The sequence below is a fragment of the Nitrospirota bacterium genome, assembly GCA_016207905.1.
Lineage (GTDB): Bacteria > Nitrospirota > Thermodesulfovibrionia > Thermodesulfovibrionales > JdFR-86 > JACQZC01.
The window spans coordinates 1-18210 of sequence record JACQZC010000040.1 but is presented as its reverse complement, the minus strand read 5'-3'; the positions used below and the strand labels follow the sequence as shown (position 1 = coordinate 18210).

The following is an 18210-nucleotide window of genomic DNA, read 5'->3' as shown; positions in this document are numbered from 1 at the left end:
AGGACTCGCAATGACGACTTATAATTTTCGGTATGTCCACAGTTGATATCGTACTGATTAATCCCGGAGACAGAAAGCAGGTCTATCAGGACCTTGCAAGGGATTACTCTGCTGTAGAGCCTCCTTTCTGGGTTGCGGTTCTTGCCTCATATCTCAGAGAAAAGGGGTTTGAGCCTGCCATCATAGATTCAAATGCCGAAAACATCACGCCTGATGAGACGGCAAAGAGGGTCTCTGAGCTGAATCCCCTTCTTACTGCAGTCATAGTCTATGGCTCTCAGCCATCTGCCTCCACCCAGAACATGACAATTGCAGGAAAGATATGTAGGGCTCTGAAAGAGGGCATAGAAGGAAAGGTGGCATTGGGAGGCCTTCATCCATCAGCACTGCCTGAAAGGACACTCAAGGAAGAGGCAGTGGATTTCGTCATAGAAGGCGAGGGATTCTATACCCTGACTGGACTTCTTCAGGCATTAAAGGCAGGAAGAAAGGATTATTCGGGCATACCAGGGCTCTGGTGGAAGGAAAATGGAGATATAAAAAGCACACCCCGTGCACAAATCGTCCGAGACCTGGATGAGGCACTTCCAATTGCCGCATGGGACCTCATCCCTATGGATAAATACAAGGCACATAACTGGCACTGTTTTGACGATATTCGTAACAGAATGCCCTATGGAGCAATATATACGAGTTTAGGATGTCCATACTCCTGTATATTCTGCTGTATAAATGCGCCATTTGGAAAGCCCGGGATAAGATACAGAAGCCCTGAGATAGTCGTCAAAGAGATAGACCTGCTGGTAAATAAATACGGCATTAAAAATATCAAGATAGTAGACGAGCTCTTCGTCCTTAGCGAAAAGCACTACATGGGGATTGTGGAGCTACTTCTCAAAAAAGGCTATGACCTGAATTTCTGGGTCTATGCGAGGGTGGATACTGTGAAGCCCGAAAACCTTAAGAAGATGAAAAAGGCAGGGATTAACTGGTTTGCCCTTGGGATTGAATCCGCCAACCCGAATGTAAGGGACGGAGCTCAAAAAAGGATGAGGGTCAGGGACATAAAAAAGGTTGTTGAGACTATTCAGGAGGCAGGCATCAGGGTTATAGGGAATTATATCTTTGGGCTTCCGGATGATACGCTTGAGACCATGCAGGAGACACTGGATATGGCAGTGGAGCTAAATTGCGAGTTTGCAAACTTCTACTCGGCAATGGCATACCCGGGCTCAAAACTCTATGACATTGCAGTGAAAGAGGGATGGCAGATGCCCTCTGAGTGGCACGGATTCTCCCAGCACTCCTACGAGACCCTTCCGCTTCCAACAAAATATATAAGCGCCAAAGAGGTCTTGAGGTTCAGGGACAATGCATTTCATCAGTACTTCGAAAACCCCGATTATCTTAAAATGCTCGAGGAGAAATTCGGGAGTCATGTGAGAGAGCATATAAGCGAGATGACTAAGACAAGACTTAAAAGGAGGCTGATTGAGGAATGACCCTGCAAGTAAGCTGTCATGGGCTTTGATTTCTCTACTCCTTTTAGGGTCAGCCATTTTTTGCCTCTCCTCGGAAAAGCCCCAGGATAGAACAAGGACAACTATAGAGAAGCCATTACTTGAAAGTGCATTCAGGGCAAAGCTAAACATTGAAAATCCAGTGGAGTTTGTGCCAATCTATATTCTTACCGAGCTAAGGGTAAAGGTAAAAAACCTTAGTGACATCACATGGCCTGCCGGGACAGGCAGACCTGATGAACCTTATAATATTTACCTCTCGTATCACTTATACTCTAAGGGCGGAAATTTTATTATGGACGGACCAAAGACGCCACTGCCTTACGATATCAAACCAGGCGAAAATGCCATCGTGTATGCAAAGGTTTTTTCCCACATGGAGGGAGACTTCCGAATGGAATTTGACCTGATCCAAGAAGGAGTTGGCTGGTTTGGACCAAAGGGCTCCAGAACCTCAACGATAAACATGCGCGTGATAACATCAGACTGATGAATATGTCATACTGGGAAAACATCTCTTCTAAAAAGTTAATCCTCATCTTTTTTAGTTTCAGCCTTGCCGTTTATCTTCCTGCCTTCATCGTGGACTTTGCCATACACAACGATTACTCTGTTTGGGCTAACGAGGAAAAGAACTTCTTAGGGTTTCCCGAAACAAACTGGCTGGTTGCGGTTGGAAGGCCGATTAACGCCCTACTCTTGAACATCCAGTTCTTCTTTATAGAGTCAATCGAGGATTTTGCAATTGCAAGGATTGTGAGTTTTTTAACTGCAGTGCTCTTTTGCCTTGTCATTAAGAGGTATCTTACGAGCCGATTCCATCTGCAGCCTTCTTTCAGCGCAATGCTTGCATTCAGCATCCTTACTCTACCCTCTGTGCAGGTCTACACGGTGTGGGCAACTAACTTTGTGCCAGGAAGCCTCAACATACTCATAGCTGTTTCCTCATACTATATTCTTGAAAGGGCAGACAGTAAAAGCCGGAAGGGTAAAGCCTATTTCCTCCTTGCATTTTTTGTCTTTTTGGTCTCCCTCCTCGTGTATCCGCCAACTGCACTAACAGTGCTTTTGTTTCCATTTGCAAGGATTATTTTTTCAGAGCCCTCCGAGTGGCAAAAGACACGCAAGCTACTGACAAGGGACCTGCTGTTTACTACAGCCGGAATGTCAGTTTATTATGTGGCACACAAGTTCTTAATCCTACCTTTTCTTGCCAATAGATATGCACCCATAAGAAAACAATTGGATGTTATCATGGCACATCCAAAATACGAGCTTTCCATAACAGGAGACTTTATCGAAAAGGCAAGGCAGTTCCTTAAACTTTCCGGGGTAGCTCTCTCTGGGGCATGGCACCTTGCATTTGGAAGCAAGGTAGCACTGGCGGTTCTTGTCCTTTTACTTGTGGGCTGTGCTTTGGTGCTTTACCGTGGCAGTAAAGGCAGTGGCTCCATTGGTCGGAAGGCTCAGATGCTGTTTTTTGTAGTCCTTCTTATTTTGCTTGCCAATACTCCGATGCTTGTTGCAAAAGGCTCTTTTGTAACATATCGCTTCGTATTCGTATACTCTGCCATGGCAGTAATCGGTCTGTTTTGGCTTCTGCATAGGCTAAGCCTTTCCGGGCTCAAGCGATTTAGTTATGCAATCATGGTATTCCTTGTGGTTAGCTCAGGAGCACTTACCCTTAGAAATATGACTCAAACTGCTATAAATGCAAACATCGAGCTTGAATTTGTTCGCCAGAAGATAGCCTCGTTTGACGATCCCCCAAGGCTCCAGAACATCTCGTTTATTACTGTCCCACGGGGCGCTATCTTTACTGACAGCGACCTTAGATACGAGTTCAGGTTCGGCACAGCAAACTTCAACCATGTATCCTCAATCGTAGTGGCTGTGCTGGATGAAATGGGCATTGAAGATGAAGACATTAAAACCACAACATCCTATTTAGGGAACAAAAAAACCCGCATCTTGAAGGATGACGACACACTTATTATTGACATGAACGAGGCAAGACTTGTAGGAGGCAGATATGAGGATGAGATATCGATAACAAGATTTTATGCCTCCTCTAAAGGGACAAGCCCGGCAAGGGCATTTGACAGAACTGATTCTTCGTGGAAGGCAACCGATTACCCCCAGTGGATTGAGATTTCTTATCCAATAGACGAAAAAATAACAAAGTATGCGATAATGAGCGTATCTCCTGCGGTTATACCGCTTAACTGGCAATTAGAAGCCTCAAACGATAGAACAAACTGGGTTGAAATAGACAGACAGACAGATAAAATCCCTGGGGCAAAGGATGCCCACCTTATTCAAGGTGTTTTGGTCCCGAAAAGCTGGAGGCCCCTTACACTGGATAAAGATCTCAATTGGGTTGAGGCTAAAGGAGATGAACCGGTTTATGTAGTGGAGAAACGAGTCACCTTGAAGAAACCGAACTTTTATAAGAATTACCGCTGGGTCTTTACAGCCGGAAACAGCAGGCTGATCGAGATAAATGAGATACTCCTTGAGTAGGCTTTCTTAGAGCTTTCAAGGGTCATTAAACCCGTATGTGTCTTTGACAATATAATTAGGCCTTTTTTTCGTCTCATTGAAGATTGAGTTTATATAAAGCCCCAGCACTCCTATAGTAATAAGCTGTATGCCTCCAAGAACTAATATTATTGCGGCTAAGGCAGACCAGCCAGGAAGGGCAAGTCCAAGGAATTTCTGGATGAATACCCATATGAGAAAGAGGAATGCACTGCTTGATATGACAAAGCCGCTAAGAAGGGCAAGCTTAAGAGGCACATCCGAAAACGATATTAGTGCAGAATCCAGAAAATTGCTAATCACCTTCCAGCTATAGATTGGGAATTTAGTTTCTCCTGCATAGCGGGGGTCTCTGTCGTAGAAGACCTGCCTTTGTTTAAACCCAATCCATGAAATCAGTCCCCGTGTAAATGGCTTCTTCTCGTGGAGTCTTATAAGCTCATTTACAGCCCTTCTTGAAATAAGCTTGAAGTCCCCTGAGTTTGCCGGAATATCTATGTTCGAGACAGTCTTGAGAATCCTATAGCCAAGCCTCGTGAGCCAGAGCTTAAATGGATGCTCGCCCTTCCTTGTTCTTCTTGTGGTATAAACGACATCCACATCGTCTTTCCTCCATTCCTCGATAAGCGCTGGTATTAGCTCAGGAGGGTCCTGAAGGTCAGCATCCATGTAGAGGACAACATCTCCCTTTGAGTATTTCAAGCCTGCCATGACGCACACAGAGACCCCAAAGGTTCTGGACATGTTTATGACCTTGATATCGCCATAGCCTTTATCCTGCTCAAGGAGAAGCTCTAAGGAGTGGTCAGTCGAATCGTCATTTACGAATATTAGTTCGTGCCCTTTAATCCTGTTTTCTTTAAGCTCTCCTTCAAAGACATCCCGAAGCCGTTTTATCAACTCTGGTATGACCTCTTCTTCATTCCGAAAAGAGAAAACTACCGAGACAAAAGGGCTTTCTTTGGATAAGAGGTTCATATGTTATTTTATCATCTTGGAGGACCTGTAGAATATCTTCTTCCTGAGATATCGGGCAACCCTCAGCTCTGGAAGCCGTTTGTAGAATTTGTGTTTCAGTCTCCATCTATAGTATGACTGCATGGGCACTAAGACAGAGGAAAAGAATGCTCTCCAGAACTTGTTTTCTATTCCGCCTGCTACATTTCCAATTGCATGGGCAAGGATGCTAAGATAGCTTATATTGCCTATCCAGAGCCTCTGTCTACGGTTAAACCATGGAATCTGTCTTCCTTCGAGGTCATAGTCATCTAAAATCCAATCTGCCCAGCCCTCAAGACGGTCAGGAGGCCTGAGCCCAAGGGACAGTGCAAGGTCATACATAGGGGTGCAGGGGAATGCAGTATATGTAGGCATTGTTTCAAGCTGTGCAGAGGGGTTGTCCCTTCTCAGTCTAAAGCCAAAGTTAATCGTGTTGTTTATCTCCTCTATGGTCTCTGTTGGAAACCCTATAATCAGGGAATAAGCCGGGATGATTCCATGCTTTTTACATCTCAGGTTTGCCTTTATGGTGTCTTCTATATGAAAGCCCTTCTGGATTAAATCTAAAATCCTGTTGTTTCCGGATTCAGCGCCAAACTTCGTAATCTGGGCGCCGCTTCGCTTAAGAAGCTCCAGGTTTTCGTCTGTAAACCTGTTAAAGTCATCTACCCTCGAGCCAGTTGCATACCATAAGATATTGTGACCACTGTTGACGATGTTTTCGCAGATAGTGAATGCCCTTTTGGGGCTTACATAAAACTCATCGTCCCTTACCCATATACCTGTGAGCTTGTATTTTTTTACAGGCTCAAGAATGATATCCATTGCACGGTCAATCGTCATAGGACGCCATTTCTTCTGGAGTATGCTCGAACTTAGGCAGAAACCGCATCTGTGAGGACAGCCCCTGCTTGTCTGCCCGACATCCAGTGTTCTCGGACTGCCTTTAAGGAAATAGTTATCAGGCGTGATATAGTCTTCCACATTAATCAAATCCCATGGAACAGGCAGAAGGGTGTTGACATCGAGAAGTCCCTTTGGAGGGGTTATAGTGACACCACCTCCGTTTTTAAATGCAATGCCGCTAATGCCATCAAGGGGCTGTTTTTTCTCAAGTGCTTTTACTAATTCTAAAAATGTTACATCTCCTTCGCCCACAACGACAATATCTACATTTTCGTTCTGAAGGGTCTGCTCAGGAAGAATCGTTGGATGAGGCCCTCCCCAGACTATGGGGATTTTGCCTCCTGTAAGATGCCTTACATAGCTTGCCATCATAATGGCAAAGAAAACCTGTGTACCAGTCATTGTGGTTACGCCAACGCAAATCGTATCGCTTGACAGAGACTGCTTGATTGTACCTTGCCAGTTGGCATCACGCCTCATGTCAACTATCTTGACCTTATAGCCTGCGTTGTGAACAGGTGCGGCAACTGCCAGCGAGGAGTGAGGAGGAGCAACCGTATGCCCTCCTATATCAAGTCCAGTCTTTGGATATAGAAGAATGATGTCAGCAGATGAGTTTTTGCCGAGATTAGCCATATAATTAAATTTTAATCTAATTGTGAATTTTTTTCAACGGTATGTATGGGTTCAGGACATATGAGACAAGTTATACCCCCCTCGAGGGTGATTTAATTGACGCATTCAGTCTCATATGTATCTGAACCCATACACGGTATCCCTCATAGATGGTCGGGGCGAAAGGACCCGAGCAGGGATTATAACACCCGAGGCTGTCGTAAGAGTTATAAGATTAAAAAGAAAAGATTCTGTGATAAAATAGATCTGGAGGTGAGAAAATGAGATTCAACAGGATAACGGTTGATCCCGAGGTTTGCTCCGGCAAGCCCTGTATAAGAGGGCTGAGATTCCCGGTCTCCCGGATTCTCGGGCTTCTCTCTGCCGGAGAGACAAAAGAATCTATACTAAGGGTATATCCTTATCTTGAGCCGGAAGATATTGATGAGGCATTGAGATATGCGGCATGCCTTGCTGACGAGGAAATCATGGAGTTTGCATGAATTTCCTCGTGGACATGCCTGTCTCGCCCGAGGTTGCGAGATGGCTTACCGAAAAGGGACACGACGCCGTTCACGCCTCTGACATCGGCCTATATACCGCTAAAGACAAAGAAATCCTTGAAGAAGCAAGAAAACAAGAAAGAGTCATCATTACCGCAGACCTCGACTTCCCGCAAATTCTCGCTCTGAGCAAATCAAAAGACCCGGGGATTATTCTGTTCAGAGGCGGTAATTACAATGAACAGGAAATGCGCACCCTTCTAAGCAGAGTGCTTGAAAGCGTTAAGGAAGACAAAATCCAAAATTCCATAACCGTGGTGGACAGAGCCCGTATACGCCGAACCACCCTTCCGATTGACTGATATATAAAAAAACACTCAAATGATATTTAAATGCAATCCGTTGCGTTGGGCGGTAAACCACGTGTGCGGCATTAAATTCTCCTTTAAGCTAATCGGGGCGAAAGGATTTGAACCTTCGACTCCACGGTCCCGAACCGTGTGCGCTACCGGACTGCGCTACGCCCCGATTTAAAGATAATAAAAATCCCCAACAGCAATGTCAAGTCAGAAAGATGTTGTGTCGTCAATTATCAGATAATTTAAATTCACAATTTGAAGTTGACAGACCCGCACCCATTTGTTAATCTTTTTTTATGCGGTTCATAGGCATCTTGCTACTTATTTTCGTTTTGTCCATACCCCTTTTTATATCTCCGATTAAGATGCATACAGGAGAGGTCATTATGACACTCGATGTCTGTAGCAGTCAGGCTCATGGAAGCATCGATGAGATGTGCATGACAGTTGAGCCTGTCTTTGATATGTTATCTGCAGAAACCATAGGGTTTCTTTTAGAGAAGCCCTCTGAATCTTATCATTTCATAGTCCAATCTGCTTTAGATAAGCCACCTACAGTTTAATCTTTCAGCTCCAGAGTGTAAATTCGTTTCACCGATACGCTCTGGTATTACTTCTCCCCATAAGCAAACTACCCCTGCACCCATTGGGTGCAGGGGGCTTTTTGAAAATATTAAATCTAATATGGAGGTAAAACACTTATGATAGATATAAAAAATGAAAATCTCTCAAGGAGAGAGCTATTAAAAGGTGCAGGCAAGCTTGCCATTGGAACAGCCATTGTATCAGCAGGAGGACTTACACTGATTTCAAAGGCAGAGGCTAAAGAAACACCACTGCCATGGCCATACAAAAAGTTGGATCCTGAGGAGGTTGGGAAAATAGCCTATGAAAACTGGTATAAGGGATTCTGCTGTTATTCAGTTGCAAGCGGAATAATCCTTCCCCTCAGAGAAAAGATTGGAGAACCCTATACCTCATTCCCCGTAGAATCCCTTGTATGGGGTCACGGTGGGGTGGTAGGATGGGGAACGCTATGCGGAACAATGCTTGGAGCCAGCGTTGTTACATCTCTCATATGTGGACCCGGCGTAGCTAAAGACGGCGAACAGATTGCCAATGAGGTGATACATTGGTATGCGGACACAGAGCTACCAATTTATACCCCTAAGACTCCAAAGACAGCTGCAGAGATGATAAAGAGCAAGAGTGATTCTCCTTTATGCCACATTTCAGTTGGCAAATGGATGAAGAAGGCAGATAAAGGATTCTGGACCCCTGAGAGGAAAGACAGGTGTGCCAGGCTCTCTGCTGATGTAGCAATGCGGACAGTGAAACTCTTGAATGACTGGGCTGATGGTAAGTTTAAGGCTGAACACAAACTCCCTGCCTTAGTCTATAATATAACTTCCCAGCATAACTGCACGGAGTGTCATGGCTCGGCTGTACCCGAGATAAACACAAAGGGTAACCCGACCAAATAATGTAGCGTCTCGGATGCATCGGGGAAGGGCATCGCCCTTCCCCGCAAAAATCTCTAAGGAGTCAGGATGTTCGGTCTTGGAATGACAGAATTAATAGATAGAAAAATTTGAAAATATTGAATTTAATATGGCGGTTTATGGAGCAAATGCTGTTGGTGGGGTTATAAATGTAATCACAAAGAGCCCCTTTGAAAAAATAAGAGAGCTCAAATTCGGCTATGGAAGCAATAACACCCAGATGTATAACCTTATCTATGGAGCCAGCATAGGAAAGACATTTTTACATTCTTAGGAAGTAGGCGGTCTACGGATTCATGGAGGCAGTGGAATGAATTCAGCACAAATCAAGGTAGCCTCAAGGTAGGACGGCTGATTGATGACAGGACCTCTTTGGAGGCTACCTTTACTTACACAGCGGCTGATTTACAGCTTCCCGGAACCCTGACAAAATCACAGTTTGATGGAGGTGATTATGATTAGAGATTACAAAGAAGGTCAGAGAAATTTGCTTGGAGTTTTGTTGGTATGCCTTTTGGTAGTGGGCTTTTCGGTGAATGTATTTTCCCAGCCAATGGAGATTGGAGAAGGTGCGATGTGTGCTGAGTGCGGAATGAAGGTTGATAAGGCATCTCCATTCATAGCCCAAATAGTAACCAAGGATGGGAAACTCCTTTCATTCTGCGATGTCGGAGACATGCTCATCCACTATAAAAAGATGAAAGAAAAGCCTGAAACCGTATTTGTCAAAGATATGACCTCAGGCACATGGATAGATGCACTCACCGCACATTATGTAAAAAGCTCTGAGTTTTCAACACCAATGGGCTATGGTATCGGTGCATTTAAAGACAAAGACTCTACCTCTAAGAAGGGTGCTCTGATGACATTCAATGAGGCAATGGAGATGCCTGTCAGGATGCCCATGAAGATGCATTAAAAAGCCATGAGGAATTTAGCAGTAATCTTGGCCATATTTGCATTTTTTTCCTGTAAGGGCAATGCCTCTTATCCACCGCCTCCACTTAGGGGCGATATGGTCGAACTGGATATAAGGGATCTGAAAGAGAAGCTACCTGTATTTTACTCATATATCTATGAGGGCAGGAGAGTTAATTTCTTTGTCCTAAAGATAAACGGCAATGTCTCTTCATTTTTTGATGCCTGTATGAAATGCTATCCAAAGAGGCTTGGCTATTTTCCGGAAGATGAAAGCCTCGTGTGCAGGGCATGTGGAATAAAATACCCTATCGATGCCCTCAAAGGCATAGGAACCTGTTATCCCATAGGGCTTGAGGGAAGAGCTGAGAAGGACAGCTACATAATAGAAAAAGGAGAGCTAATCAAAGGGACACAATATTTTTAACCTTTCTATATATAAATTATGGATATTAGAAGTAGAGATTGAGTAATCAGAAAAAAAGGAGGGGCAATTTGACCCCCCTTTTCTAATTAGATAAAAACAGTTTTTCAGCTTGAAGACATAGAAACTTCTCTAAATGAGAAGCTTAGGCATTTATGAGCTTGCTTCTTTCTTTCATCTGTTCTGTAAGGACCTCTTTCATGAGGAGGCATGCCTTCACTACCTTTGGGTTTGCAATGCTATAGTAGATATTGACACCCTCCCTTCTTGACCTAAGTATCCCCTTGTGCTTCATCAGGGAAAGGTGCTGTGAGATATTAGCCTTTGGAATGCCGAGTATTTGAACAAGACTGGTTACAGTCTTTTCACCTGACTTAAGCACATCTATTATCTCAAGCCTTTTCGGGCTTGCAAGGGTCTTACAGACCTCAGCCTGTAACTCAAAGAGCGTTTTACTTTTATTCATAACATAATATTTTATCCATTCAGCACTAAAAGGTCAATAATGCGAATTGCCTCATCAAAAATCTACTCGTAATAGAAAGGCAAATGGAACCATATCAGAGAACTCTTGAGTCAAAACACATAGACAAAAATACCAAGAGAATTCTTAAGAGGCAATATGAAACCCTGAATCCATCTGAGCTTAAAAGAACAATCTCAGGACTTTATGTGAGACTCACAGGAGTGGCAACTTCAAAGATTAAGGCGAAAAAAGAAAAGGGGAAAGCACAGAGGGTGCTCTCCCCCTCAGGAGGGTTACTGTGTTTAGAATACTACCTCTAAAGTGAGGTAGATGTCGTATGCCTTGTCAATGGGCTGGAACATCTGTGCGTTTCCGTTTGCGAAGTCGTTTGTTGTAAGCTTGGCTATCTCTCTCGGTGCGCCCACCCAGTTGTTGGAGCCCGTGTGTTTGAAGTCATAATACTGATAGCCGAGCCTAAAGAACACCTGCCCGCGCTTTGCAATGGGTTTTCTGTTCAGGGACTGTATCACATAGACCTCGTAGACATCACCTCTTGTGCCGAGCTTGCTTGTCCACATGTCATCTGCCGCAGGGGTAAAGGCTATCCAGTATTTGGAGCCGTGGTTGTATTCTGCGCCAATCTTGGTGCGGGTTTTCTCTACATCATATCTGCCTCCAACATAGACTGCCCAGCCTGAGTGGTCCTCCTTCACCGCATCATAAAGAAGTCCTGCACCAGCTGTCATCTCAGGGGCACCGTCATTGTCGTTGTCAATGCCATAGGTGAACATGTTGTTATTGGGTTCTGTCTTACTAAGTCCAGCGCTTGCAAAGAGATTAAGATTGGCAACTTTTCCAGAGACCGTAGTTCCATATTGCACTATGTCGCCGAGGTTTGTCCTGACGCCTGCATCGGGCATGTTGTCAAATATGTTAAATGCTTTGTTTGTTTCAACCTCCACGCGAAGGGCATCTGTCTCTATCGCAACTATGTCTAAGCCAACCATTGTGACATCCTTGATGCTGTTACCCTGAAGGTTTTTGAAGCCTGAGTCATAGCCCTTCCCGTAGCATACCTTTGCATAAGCCCCTGGAAGCCCGCTTATCTCAGGAGCAACACCTAATGAGGTGCCGTCAAATGCATAGTCAACGAGTATGCCCTGCACTCCGCCTGTGCCTACCTTCTCTTCATTCCTTCTATAATGTGTGGGAACTCCACCTGTTGAGGGTCTCCTTCCAACAGAAAACCAGATGGGCTTACCGAGTATTTTCAGTATGGTGAAGTCTGCTTGGTCAACTCTGAGGATGTTATCCTCAGGAACATGCGTTACTGAGCCGTCAAATGTGCCATTAGCCCTGTCAGCGAAGTATGCACCCTGAACGGGTGTTTCGGTCTGATGCCCCCAGACCTTGTAAGCAGCAAGCTTTGCTGTTGCATAGACATTCTCTACAGGATTGACAACAATGCCAAGCCTGAAGCGGTTTGTAAAGATGGGGTCGTTCTTTGCATCATAACCATTTATTGAGCTTGCGGCGTTGAAATAGAAGAGGGGCATTCCGTTATAATATGTCCCTCTCGGTAGCGCAAGGGTGTGGTCATGGACCTTGCCCTTGAGACTGTCAATCCTTGTCCTCAGGTCTCCATTTAGCTTAAGCCATGAGGGCCACTCAGCCTTTCCTGAGGACATCTTGAGTTCTTCAACCTGCTTCTTAAGCGCTTCTATGTCAGATTTTAGCTCTTCTTCGCTGGCAGAGGAGAGGGTAGGGATAAGAAGAAGTGCCAAAAGCAGGAATACCAAAATCTTTCTCATAGGTTACCTCCTTGGTGTGATTTTTAATTAGTTTAGCAAAAAGAAGTATCTTTGTCAATAGATTTCTAAACTTCTTAGTTTTGAAATAGTAAAGTCTTCATACTATTAAGATGAACCTGTTATCCCATAGTGCTTGAGGGAAGAGCTGAGAAGGACAGCTACTTGATACAAAAGGAAGAGATAATCAAAGGGGCTAAATACTTTTAATATATGACCTAAATTTATAAATTGACAAATTGGTTGTTTTTTTGTATAAGTTGAGTAAACGATTCTTTGTATTCAAAAAGGGGGTGAGAGATGAAACTATACTATGCCGATGCGATATAAAAAGAGGAGTACAAGCACGATACGAAAGGAGGAATTATGAAGTATCTGAAAATGCTACTGTTAATAGCGATTGTAGTAGTGCCTGTTTCGGTTTATGCAGGCGCAAAGAGCATCGATGAGCTTGCAAAGATGTATGATAGTAGTGATTGTAAGGGCTGTCATGCCGAGATTTATGCCCAGTGGGAAAAGTCCCATCATGCAAGGCCTCTTATGGGGGTCAAAGGCGGATTAATGCTTGTGCCTGTGGTAAAGGAAAGTGCGTTTTCACCAAAGGACAAGGATGGCAAGGTTGATCCTAAAGTGGCAACAGCAAAGAACTTTCCCTGCTTCAAATGCCATCTACCGAATGCATTGGATGCAGAGAATTCGTTTTTCGCAGAGGTGGCACAGGCTCTCTTAGACGGCAATAAGGAGAAAATAAGCAAGCTTCAGATTACATGTACCGTCTGCCATAACACCAAGGCGATTCTTCACAAGCGTGAGCTTGGCGAGCCTGAAAAGGGCGTCATCTATAGCTCAAAAGACAATGATGCACATCCAGGCGGAAAGATTAAAAAGAGCGCAATATTTACCAACTCGCTCTTTTGCGGACAGTGCCATGGACTTGGTCCTAACCTTGAATTCGACCAGCCATTTCAGTGTGCAAATCTGTATGGCAGTTATCTCCATAACTATATATCCTCAGGCGGAACAAAGACCTGTCAGAACTGCCACATGCAAAAAGGCGACCACCTTATAGCACCTGATTGGAACGATGAAAAGGCAACGGTAGAGCTCCTCGGCAAGGCGATTTCCCTCGATGTGCAGACCGTCGGATACGATTGGCTGAGAAAGGCAGGCACTTATGTGTCTAAGGTTGTCGTGTCCACAACGATAACTACAACTGCCGGGCATAGAACCCCTGATGGCTGACCATCTCATAACAGAGTGGTCATGGAAGTGACCGCAAAATACAAAGACAAAGATGGTAAGGATGTAGAGAACAAGCAGGAAAGGCATTATCATCCGCAGGCTACGAACTGCAGGGACCACAAGATGAAGTATGGAGCACATTGGAAGGTGGCAAACCTGCGCGATACGAGCCTTCAGCCGATGAAACCTAAAAAGGAGACAATGGAGTTCGACCTCCCCGAGGGTGTAAGGGAAGCCGATGTGACAGTTAACCTTTTCTACGAACTTGGCAACCCTGAGCAGAAATATCCGATTCACTCAGTAACCAGGAAGGTAACTCTCGACAGATAAACACTATAAAGAGGGGGCATTGCCCCCTCTTTGTTTCAGCTTACGGATTAAAACTCTCCCTCAACCTTTGGAACAACGGAGCGAAGGACAAACCTGCATTTTCCATAGTTACCATCAGGCTTTATGACCATGGCAAAATAGTAGTCCGAGTTTATCTTTCTGAGGACGATTCCGCAGAGGTCAGAGATAATAGAAAACTCCTTTGCCTCTCCAAGACCTAAGTTTTCAGCTGCTATGCCAATATCCTTTATCATCTGCGATGCCTCTGCTCCAAGGTCATCGAGACTTAGGAGCTTCTCGGTAACATACTCTTGAACAGGCATCCCGTCTTTGCCTATTATCATGGCAGACACAGCACCGTCAACCCTGTCTACTGCTTCTTTAAGAACTTCTGAAAAGCTCACTGCCCCTCTTTTTTATAGCATTAAGAAATGTTTCCAGTCTTACCACAAGCACTTCCTTGTCCTTGCCAAGAAGTTTAAGAAGTGCCTTTAACTCATGCGTTCTTTGCATTACCCGTTTATTCTGAGGGTCGTCTTTAAGGAGTGTCTTATATGTGCGCATTGCCTCATAATAATTTCCCTCTGAAATAAATGAATCCGCAAGGACTAATGAGGCATGAGACACAGTCATAGGTGTCTCGGAGATTGCCTCTTCCTTTGGAAGAACTTCCTCTAAGGGCTCCTCATGTAGCCGCATAAACTCATCTGTCTCCTCTGGTAAGGCAGCTTCAGCCAATAGTTCCTCTGGAATAGAGATAGCCTCTTCTGGCAGGGATACCTCTTTGAGCAATTCTTCTGCCTCTTCTATAGAGAGAGCCTCTGAAGACTCTTTTATTATTTCTATTTCCTCGGTTTCTTCTTGATATGGTTGTTGAGCAAGGGTCGTTTCATCAGGCATTACAAATTCAGGCATTTCCGTAGGGATTTCCACAGGCTCTTCGGATGGCAGTTCCTCTGTGAGAATCTCTAATGTTTCAGCCTCTTCTAAGGCTGGTTGCTCGGGTATAATCTCTTCGAGTTCAACTGGTTCAGCCTGTAGAGGTTTTTCGGCAGTTAATTTTTCAGAGGCAAACTCCTCAAGTTCCTTGATTGCAGAAGATACCTCTTCATCGAGGGGATTAAGTTTTAAGACTGTCTTATATCGGGCTAAGGCAGATTCGGTATTGCCCATACCCATATATATCTCTGCAAGTTTTCTCTGGGCAAAGAGGTTATCGGGTATAGCCTTTATGACCTTCTCGAACTCGTCCCTTGCGGCTTCCTGCATACCCTTTTCGAGAAATATCTTTCCGAGTGCTACCCTTGCACTCATGTATCCGGGCTGAAGCACAAGCCCTGCAGATAAGGTCTCTATAGCCTTATCGAGCATTCCTGCTTTTTTATACTCTTCGGCAAGAGGAACAAAAAGCTTTGAGGCAGGGTCTTTTCCTACCTTCTCTCTGAGTTTTTCGAGATTGTCCATTGCCATTGTTTTGAATTTTCAACCAATTCGGCTTAAAAGTCAAGCTATACTTTACAGTTAAGCAGTTTAACTTTTATTTTATTAGATTGCCAGTGCCTGTGTCAATCATCGAAAACATACATCCACAGTATCTCTGCCTGTAAAGACCAAGCTCCTTTGAGACCCTTATACCCTCTTTCCATCCATGCCTCATGTCCTCAAGATAAAACGGAATCGAATAAAGCCTTTCCATCTCCCTTCCTGTCTCCACTATCAAATCGAACTTCTGATAAGGGCTTACAAGGAGTGTTGTGGTAAAGCCATCGAGCCCCATCTTTTTTGCAACCTCGGCAGTCTTTCCGAGCCTCACCCTGTAACAGACACTACAGCGGTCTTCTTCCTTAGCCACCTTGAGAAAGTAGTCAAGCCCGTAGTAATCGATGTATTCTATATCGAGGCTCCAGAGTCCATCGAGTCTCTTTAAGGCATCGAGCCTATTCAGATATTCCTCCTCTGGATGAATATTGGGGTTAAACCAGAGACCCTTTAACTCTATTTTTTTTGATGTAAGATTCTTGACAGGATAAAGACTACAATTTGCACAGCACATATGCAAAAGAAGCTTCATAGATAATTATAACAGAAAGAAGGGCTTGACGGTTATGAAGACTTAAACTTCCTCCTTACCACCATTCAACTGCCTTGACCTCTGCCTTTGCCTTATCCCTTCTTATCTCCTCTATAAAGAATTTCTTACCGTACCACCATTCAACTGCCTTGACCTCTGCCTTTGCCTTATCCCTTCTTATCTCCTCTATAAAGAATTTCTTACCGTCATAGAGGGGATTGTCTATCTCGATGGTATCTCCCACCTTTAAATCAAAGTGCTCCCAAAAAACAGGGAATGAAACAACAAGATATGGCATCTTTCTCTGCTTAAGGATGTGAGTAAGAACATTGTCTGCCATTGACTGAGTCCTTACGAATTCAAACTCAAATTCCTTTGGATATGAGCCATACTTCGTAGCAGAGGTAGAATCCGTTATCTTAGATGTTCCGTCCCAATCCGATTCCGAGCCTAATTTAGAGTAAGCCTTTTTGAATTTAGCAGAGAGGTCATTGGCAAGGGCATAGATTGGAATTTTTGAAAAGACAAATCTTGCTCCTTCACCAGCAAGCTCTTTATATGTGATTGTCCTTAAAGCCGAAGGTGCAGTATCGGCAAGGACATCTAAATACCACATGCCCTTGATATACTTGACAGTAGACCTGCACTCAAAGGCAAGTCTTTTTAATTGCTCGGAGGGCTTGATTTTAGAGTCAATCACAAAAGCAAATCCTGCTCCTGAGCATAAAATGCCATAATCCACACTTGCCTTATTAAAAGACATCGTATCAATCTCAGAAAAACTAAATCCCATCTTTTGAACTAAGAAATGCTTTATCACCAAGTCGGGTCTCTCGATGAGAGAGCCTATTCCTCCATATTTTCCATCAGGGTCTTTATAACCAGAGACGACTGCATGGAAGCGGTCTACTGTGCGGGTTGCAATAATGCCACCTGTTTTTGCCACACCTGTGGCTGGGTCTGAGGATGTAGAGGATGTATGCACCTCAAGCCACATCTCATAAACATAAAAGGATATATTACGAGCAGTGCTATTATTTTCTCCTTTATACTTAACCTGTGTCGGAACAGTTGTTCCAAAATATACCTTCTGTGTTACCTTAACACCGGAGGCATCTAAATCTATCCATAAGCCACCTTCGCCTGCAATCTTGGGGATTGCACCAACCACAGAAGAAGAAAATGTATGCGTAACGCAAAGATAAACTGCCGTGGGTGTTGGTCCAGTGTAAGCATTAAAGTTTGCTGTAATCATTCCCCATCCTAAATCAATCGTGTTGTTATTTCCCTGTAAATATGTGATGTCTGATTGGTCAAAGACATTTGCATCAACACCTGACCAGTTAAACCAGTTGCCACCATGACTCGCAGAGATGGGAATCCTCGTCTGTGTTGCTGGTGAGCTATGACCATGGCTTCCCTGAGAAATACCTACATCATCCTTTACAGCCTGAACCTTAATCTGCTCTGTTGCTCTGAGTTTATGTTTGCCATTCTCATAAACACCAGAGACACCTGATGTAACCCTTAAAAGTTTCCTGTCTATCTCAGCGAAGATGTCTCCCAGAGAGTGAAGCTCATGGCTTGCAAGAAGGCTATCATACTGTGCCTTATGCTCCCATGTCTCGGCACCTGCCCTATGGGATGTTGCAGTTGTCCCAGACTGAGCCCTCGTGAGTGTATTTAAGATATTACCTGATTTAGAGACATAGCCTATTTTTTCATCATCAATCCATACCGAGCCAGAGGAAGGAAACCTTGAGGCATCACTAAGCTCAAGGCTTACTGATGATGCAATGATGTCTGCCTTTAGGGTTGTCTTTGCACCCCAATCTGTCCTTAGGGCAGGCATGAGAATGTCTTTCCCATAAACGATTGGCTCAACCTTTCCAACATCCTCATAGGCATTTGGATAAGTGATTGTGTCAATCACATCCTGCTTCCACAATCTGTCTTTTGCATAGAGCATGCTCGATGCCTTTGCCTTAAAGGACATGAGGTCTATG

General features: G+C 44.2%; 21 protein-coding genes and 1 tRNA gene. 13 read left to right on the top strand and 9 right to left on the bottom strand.

The features are described from left to right. Positions 1-32 precede the first annotated feature (32 nt). The 3 genes from HY805_04725 to HY805_04715 are packed head-to-tail and all read left to right on the top strand — an operon-like array spanning position 33 to position 4043. Complete coding sequence (locus HY805_04725) at positions 33-1502, top strand: cobalamin B12-binding domain-containing protein (GenBank protein MBI4823518.1); 1470 nt, start codon at positions 33-35, stop codon at positions 1500-1502. Next, the gene (locus tag HY805_04720) at positions 1492-2010 is read left to right on the top strand and encodes a hypothetical protein (protein ID MBI4823517.1); all 519 of its coding nucleotides are present in this window, start codon (positions 1492-1494) and stop codon (positions 2008-2010) included. The genes HY805_04725 and HY805_04720 overlap by 11 nt, the downstream gene beginning before the upstream one ends. A gap of 5 nt (positions 2011-2015) precedes the next feature. Then, positions 2016-4043 carry a hypothetical protein gene (locus HY805_04715; GenBank protein MBI4823516.1) on the top strand — a complete coding sequence of 676 codons (2028 nt, stop codon included), beginning with the start codon at positions 2016-2018 and terminating at the stop codon, positions 4041-4043. Between the two features lie 15 nt (positions 4044-4058). On the opposite strand, the gene HY805_04710 is transcribed toward HY805_04715, so the two are convergent. Then, entirely contained in the window at positions 4059-5039 is a 981-nt protein-coding gene (locus HY805_04710) for a glycosyltransferase family 2 protein (protein ID MBI4823515.1), read from the bottom strand. 3 nt (positions 5040-5042) lie between these two features. Continuing rightward, positions 5043-6602, bottom strand: coding sequence for a B12-binding domain-containing radical SAM protein (locus HY805_04705; GenBank protein MBI4823514.1), 1560 nt, complete (start codon positions 6600-6602; stop codon positions 5043-5045). A 260-nt stretch (positions 6603-6862) separates the two neighbouring features. On the opposite strand from HY805_04705, the gene HY805_04700 reads away from it, so the two are divergent. Then, on the top strand, positions 6863-7084 hold the full coding sequence (locus tag HY805_04700) for a DUF433 domain-containing protein (GenBank protein MBI4823513.1): 222 nt from the start codon (positions 6863-6865) through the stop codon (positions 7082-7084). Next, a complete protein-coding gene (locus HY805_04695) occupies positions 7081-7446 on the top strand; it encodes a DUF5615 family PIN-like protein (protein ID MBI4823512.1) in 366 nt (121 codons plus the stop codon). Before HY805_04700 ends, HY805_04695 begins: the two co-directional genes overlap by 4 nt. A gap of 92 nt (positions 7447-7538) precedes the next feature. On the opposite strand, the gene HY805_04690 is transcribed toward HY805_04695, so the two are convergent. Further along, positions 7539-7612 (bottom strand) — tRNA-Pro (locus tag HY805_04690). 145 nt (positions 7613-7757) lie between these two features. On the opposite strand from HY805_04690, the gene HY805_04685 reads away from it, so the two are divergent. From HY805_04685 to HY805_04665, 5 genes are all read left to right on the top strand, one after another. Then, positions 7758-8006 carry a hypothetical protein gene (locus tag HY805_04685; protein MBI4823511.1) on the top strand — a complete coding sequence of 83 codons (249 nt, stop codon included), beginning with the start codon at positions 7758-7760 and terminating at the stop codon, positions 8004-8006. Positions 8007-8144: 138 nt separating this feature from the next. Beyond that, positions 8145-8927 carry a C-GCAxxG-C-C family protein gene (locus HY805_04680; protein MBI4823510.1) on the top strand — a complete coding sequence of 261 codons (783 nt, stop codon included), beginning with the start codon at positions 8145-8147 and terminating at the stop codon, positions 8925-8927. Between the two features lie 127 nt (positions 8928-9054). Further along, positions 9055-9219, top strand: coding sequence for a hypothetical protein (locus HY805_04675; protein ID MBI4823509.1), 165 nt, complete (start codon positions 9055-9057; stop codon positions 9217-9219). Positions 9220-9399: 180 nt separating this feature from the next. Continuing rightward, positions 9400-9864, top strand: coding sequence for a nitrous oxide reductase accessory protein NosL (locus HY805_04670; protein ID MBI4823508.1), 465 nt, complete (start codon positions 9400-9402; stop codon positions 9862-9864). A 6-nt stretch (positions 9865-9870) separates the two neighbouring features. Beyond that, positions 9871-10290, top strand: coding sequence for a DUF2318 domain-containing protein (locus HY805_04665; protein MBI4823507.1), 420 nt, complete (start codon positions 9871-9873; stop codon positions 10288-10290). Positions 10291-10432: 142 nt separating this feature from the next. Here the strand turns inward: HY805_04665 and HY805_04660 are convergent, their stop codons facing one another. Continuing rightward, a complete protein-coding gene (locus HY805_04660; GenBank protein ID MBI4823506.1) occupies positions 10433-10753 on the bottom strand; it encodes a winged helix-turn-helix transcriptional regulator in 321 nt (106 codons plus the stop codon). 83 nt (positions 10754-10836) lie between these two features. Here HY805_04660 and HY805_04655 point away from each other — a divergent pair, with 83 nt between their 5' ends. Beyond that, positions 10837-11073 carry a hypothetical protein gene (locus tag HY805_04655; GenBank protein MBI4823505.1) on the top strand — a complete coding sequence of 79 codons (237 nt, stop codon included), beginning with the start codon at positions 10837-10839 and terminating at the stop codon, positions 11071-11073. Here the strand turns inward: HY805_04655 and HY805_04650 are convergent. Then, positions 11056-12564 (bottom strand): DUF3373 family protein, encoded by a 1509-nt coding sequence (locus tag HY805_04650; GenBank protein ID MBI4823504.1) that lies wholly within the window; start codon positions 12562-12564, stop codon positions 11056-11058. The two genes, HY805_04655 and HY805_04650, sit on opposite strands and share 18 nt — an antisense overlap. A 363-nt stretch (positions 12565-12927) precedes the next feature. Between HY805_04650 and HY805_04645 the strand changes: the two genes are divergently transcribed. Then, positions 12928-13803, top strand: coding sequence for a cytochrome C (locus HY805_04645; GenBank protein ID MBI4823503.1), 876 nt, complete (start codon positions 12928-12930; stop codon positions 13801-13803). A 21-nt stretch (positions 13804-13824) separates the two neighbouring features. Beyond that, positions 13825-14133: a hypothetical protein gene (locus HY805_04640; protein ID MBI4823502.1), complete on the top strand. Its 309-nt coding sequence runs from the start codon at positions 13825-13827 to the stop codon at positions 14131-14133. A 47-nt stretch (positions 14134-14180) separates the two neighbouring features. Here the strand turns inward: HY805_04640 and HY805_04635 are convergent, their stop codons facing one another. The 4 genes from HY805_04635 to HY805_04620 form a co-directional block, all read right to left on the bottom strand. Next, a complete protein-coding gene (locus tag HY805_04635) occupies positions 14181-14537 on the bottom strand; it encodes a hypothetical protein (protein ID MBI4823501.1) in 357 nt (118 codons plus the stop codon). After that, positions 14515-15603, bottom strand: a complete 1089-nt coding sequence (locus HY805_04630; protein MBI4823500.1) for a tetratricopeptide repeat protein — start codon at positions 15601-15603, stop codon at positions 14515-14517. Before HY805_04630 ends, HY805_04635 begins: the two co-directional genes overlap by 23 nt. A 67-nt stretch (positions 15604-15670) precedes the next feature. Then, entirely contained in the window at positions 15671-16204 is a 534-nt protein-coding gene (locus HY805_04625; protein ID MBI4823499.1) for an epoxyqueuosine reductase QueH, read from the bottom strand. 55 nt (positions 16205-16259) lie between these two features. Continuing rightward, a partial coding sequence (locus tag HY805_04620) for a hypothetical protein (GenBank protein ID MBI4823498.1) occupies positions 16260-18210 on the bottom strand: 1951 nt, incomplete at its 5' end.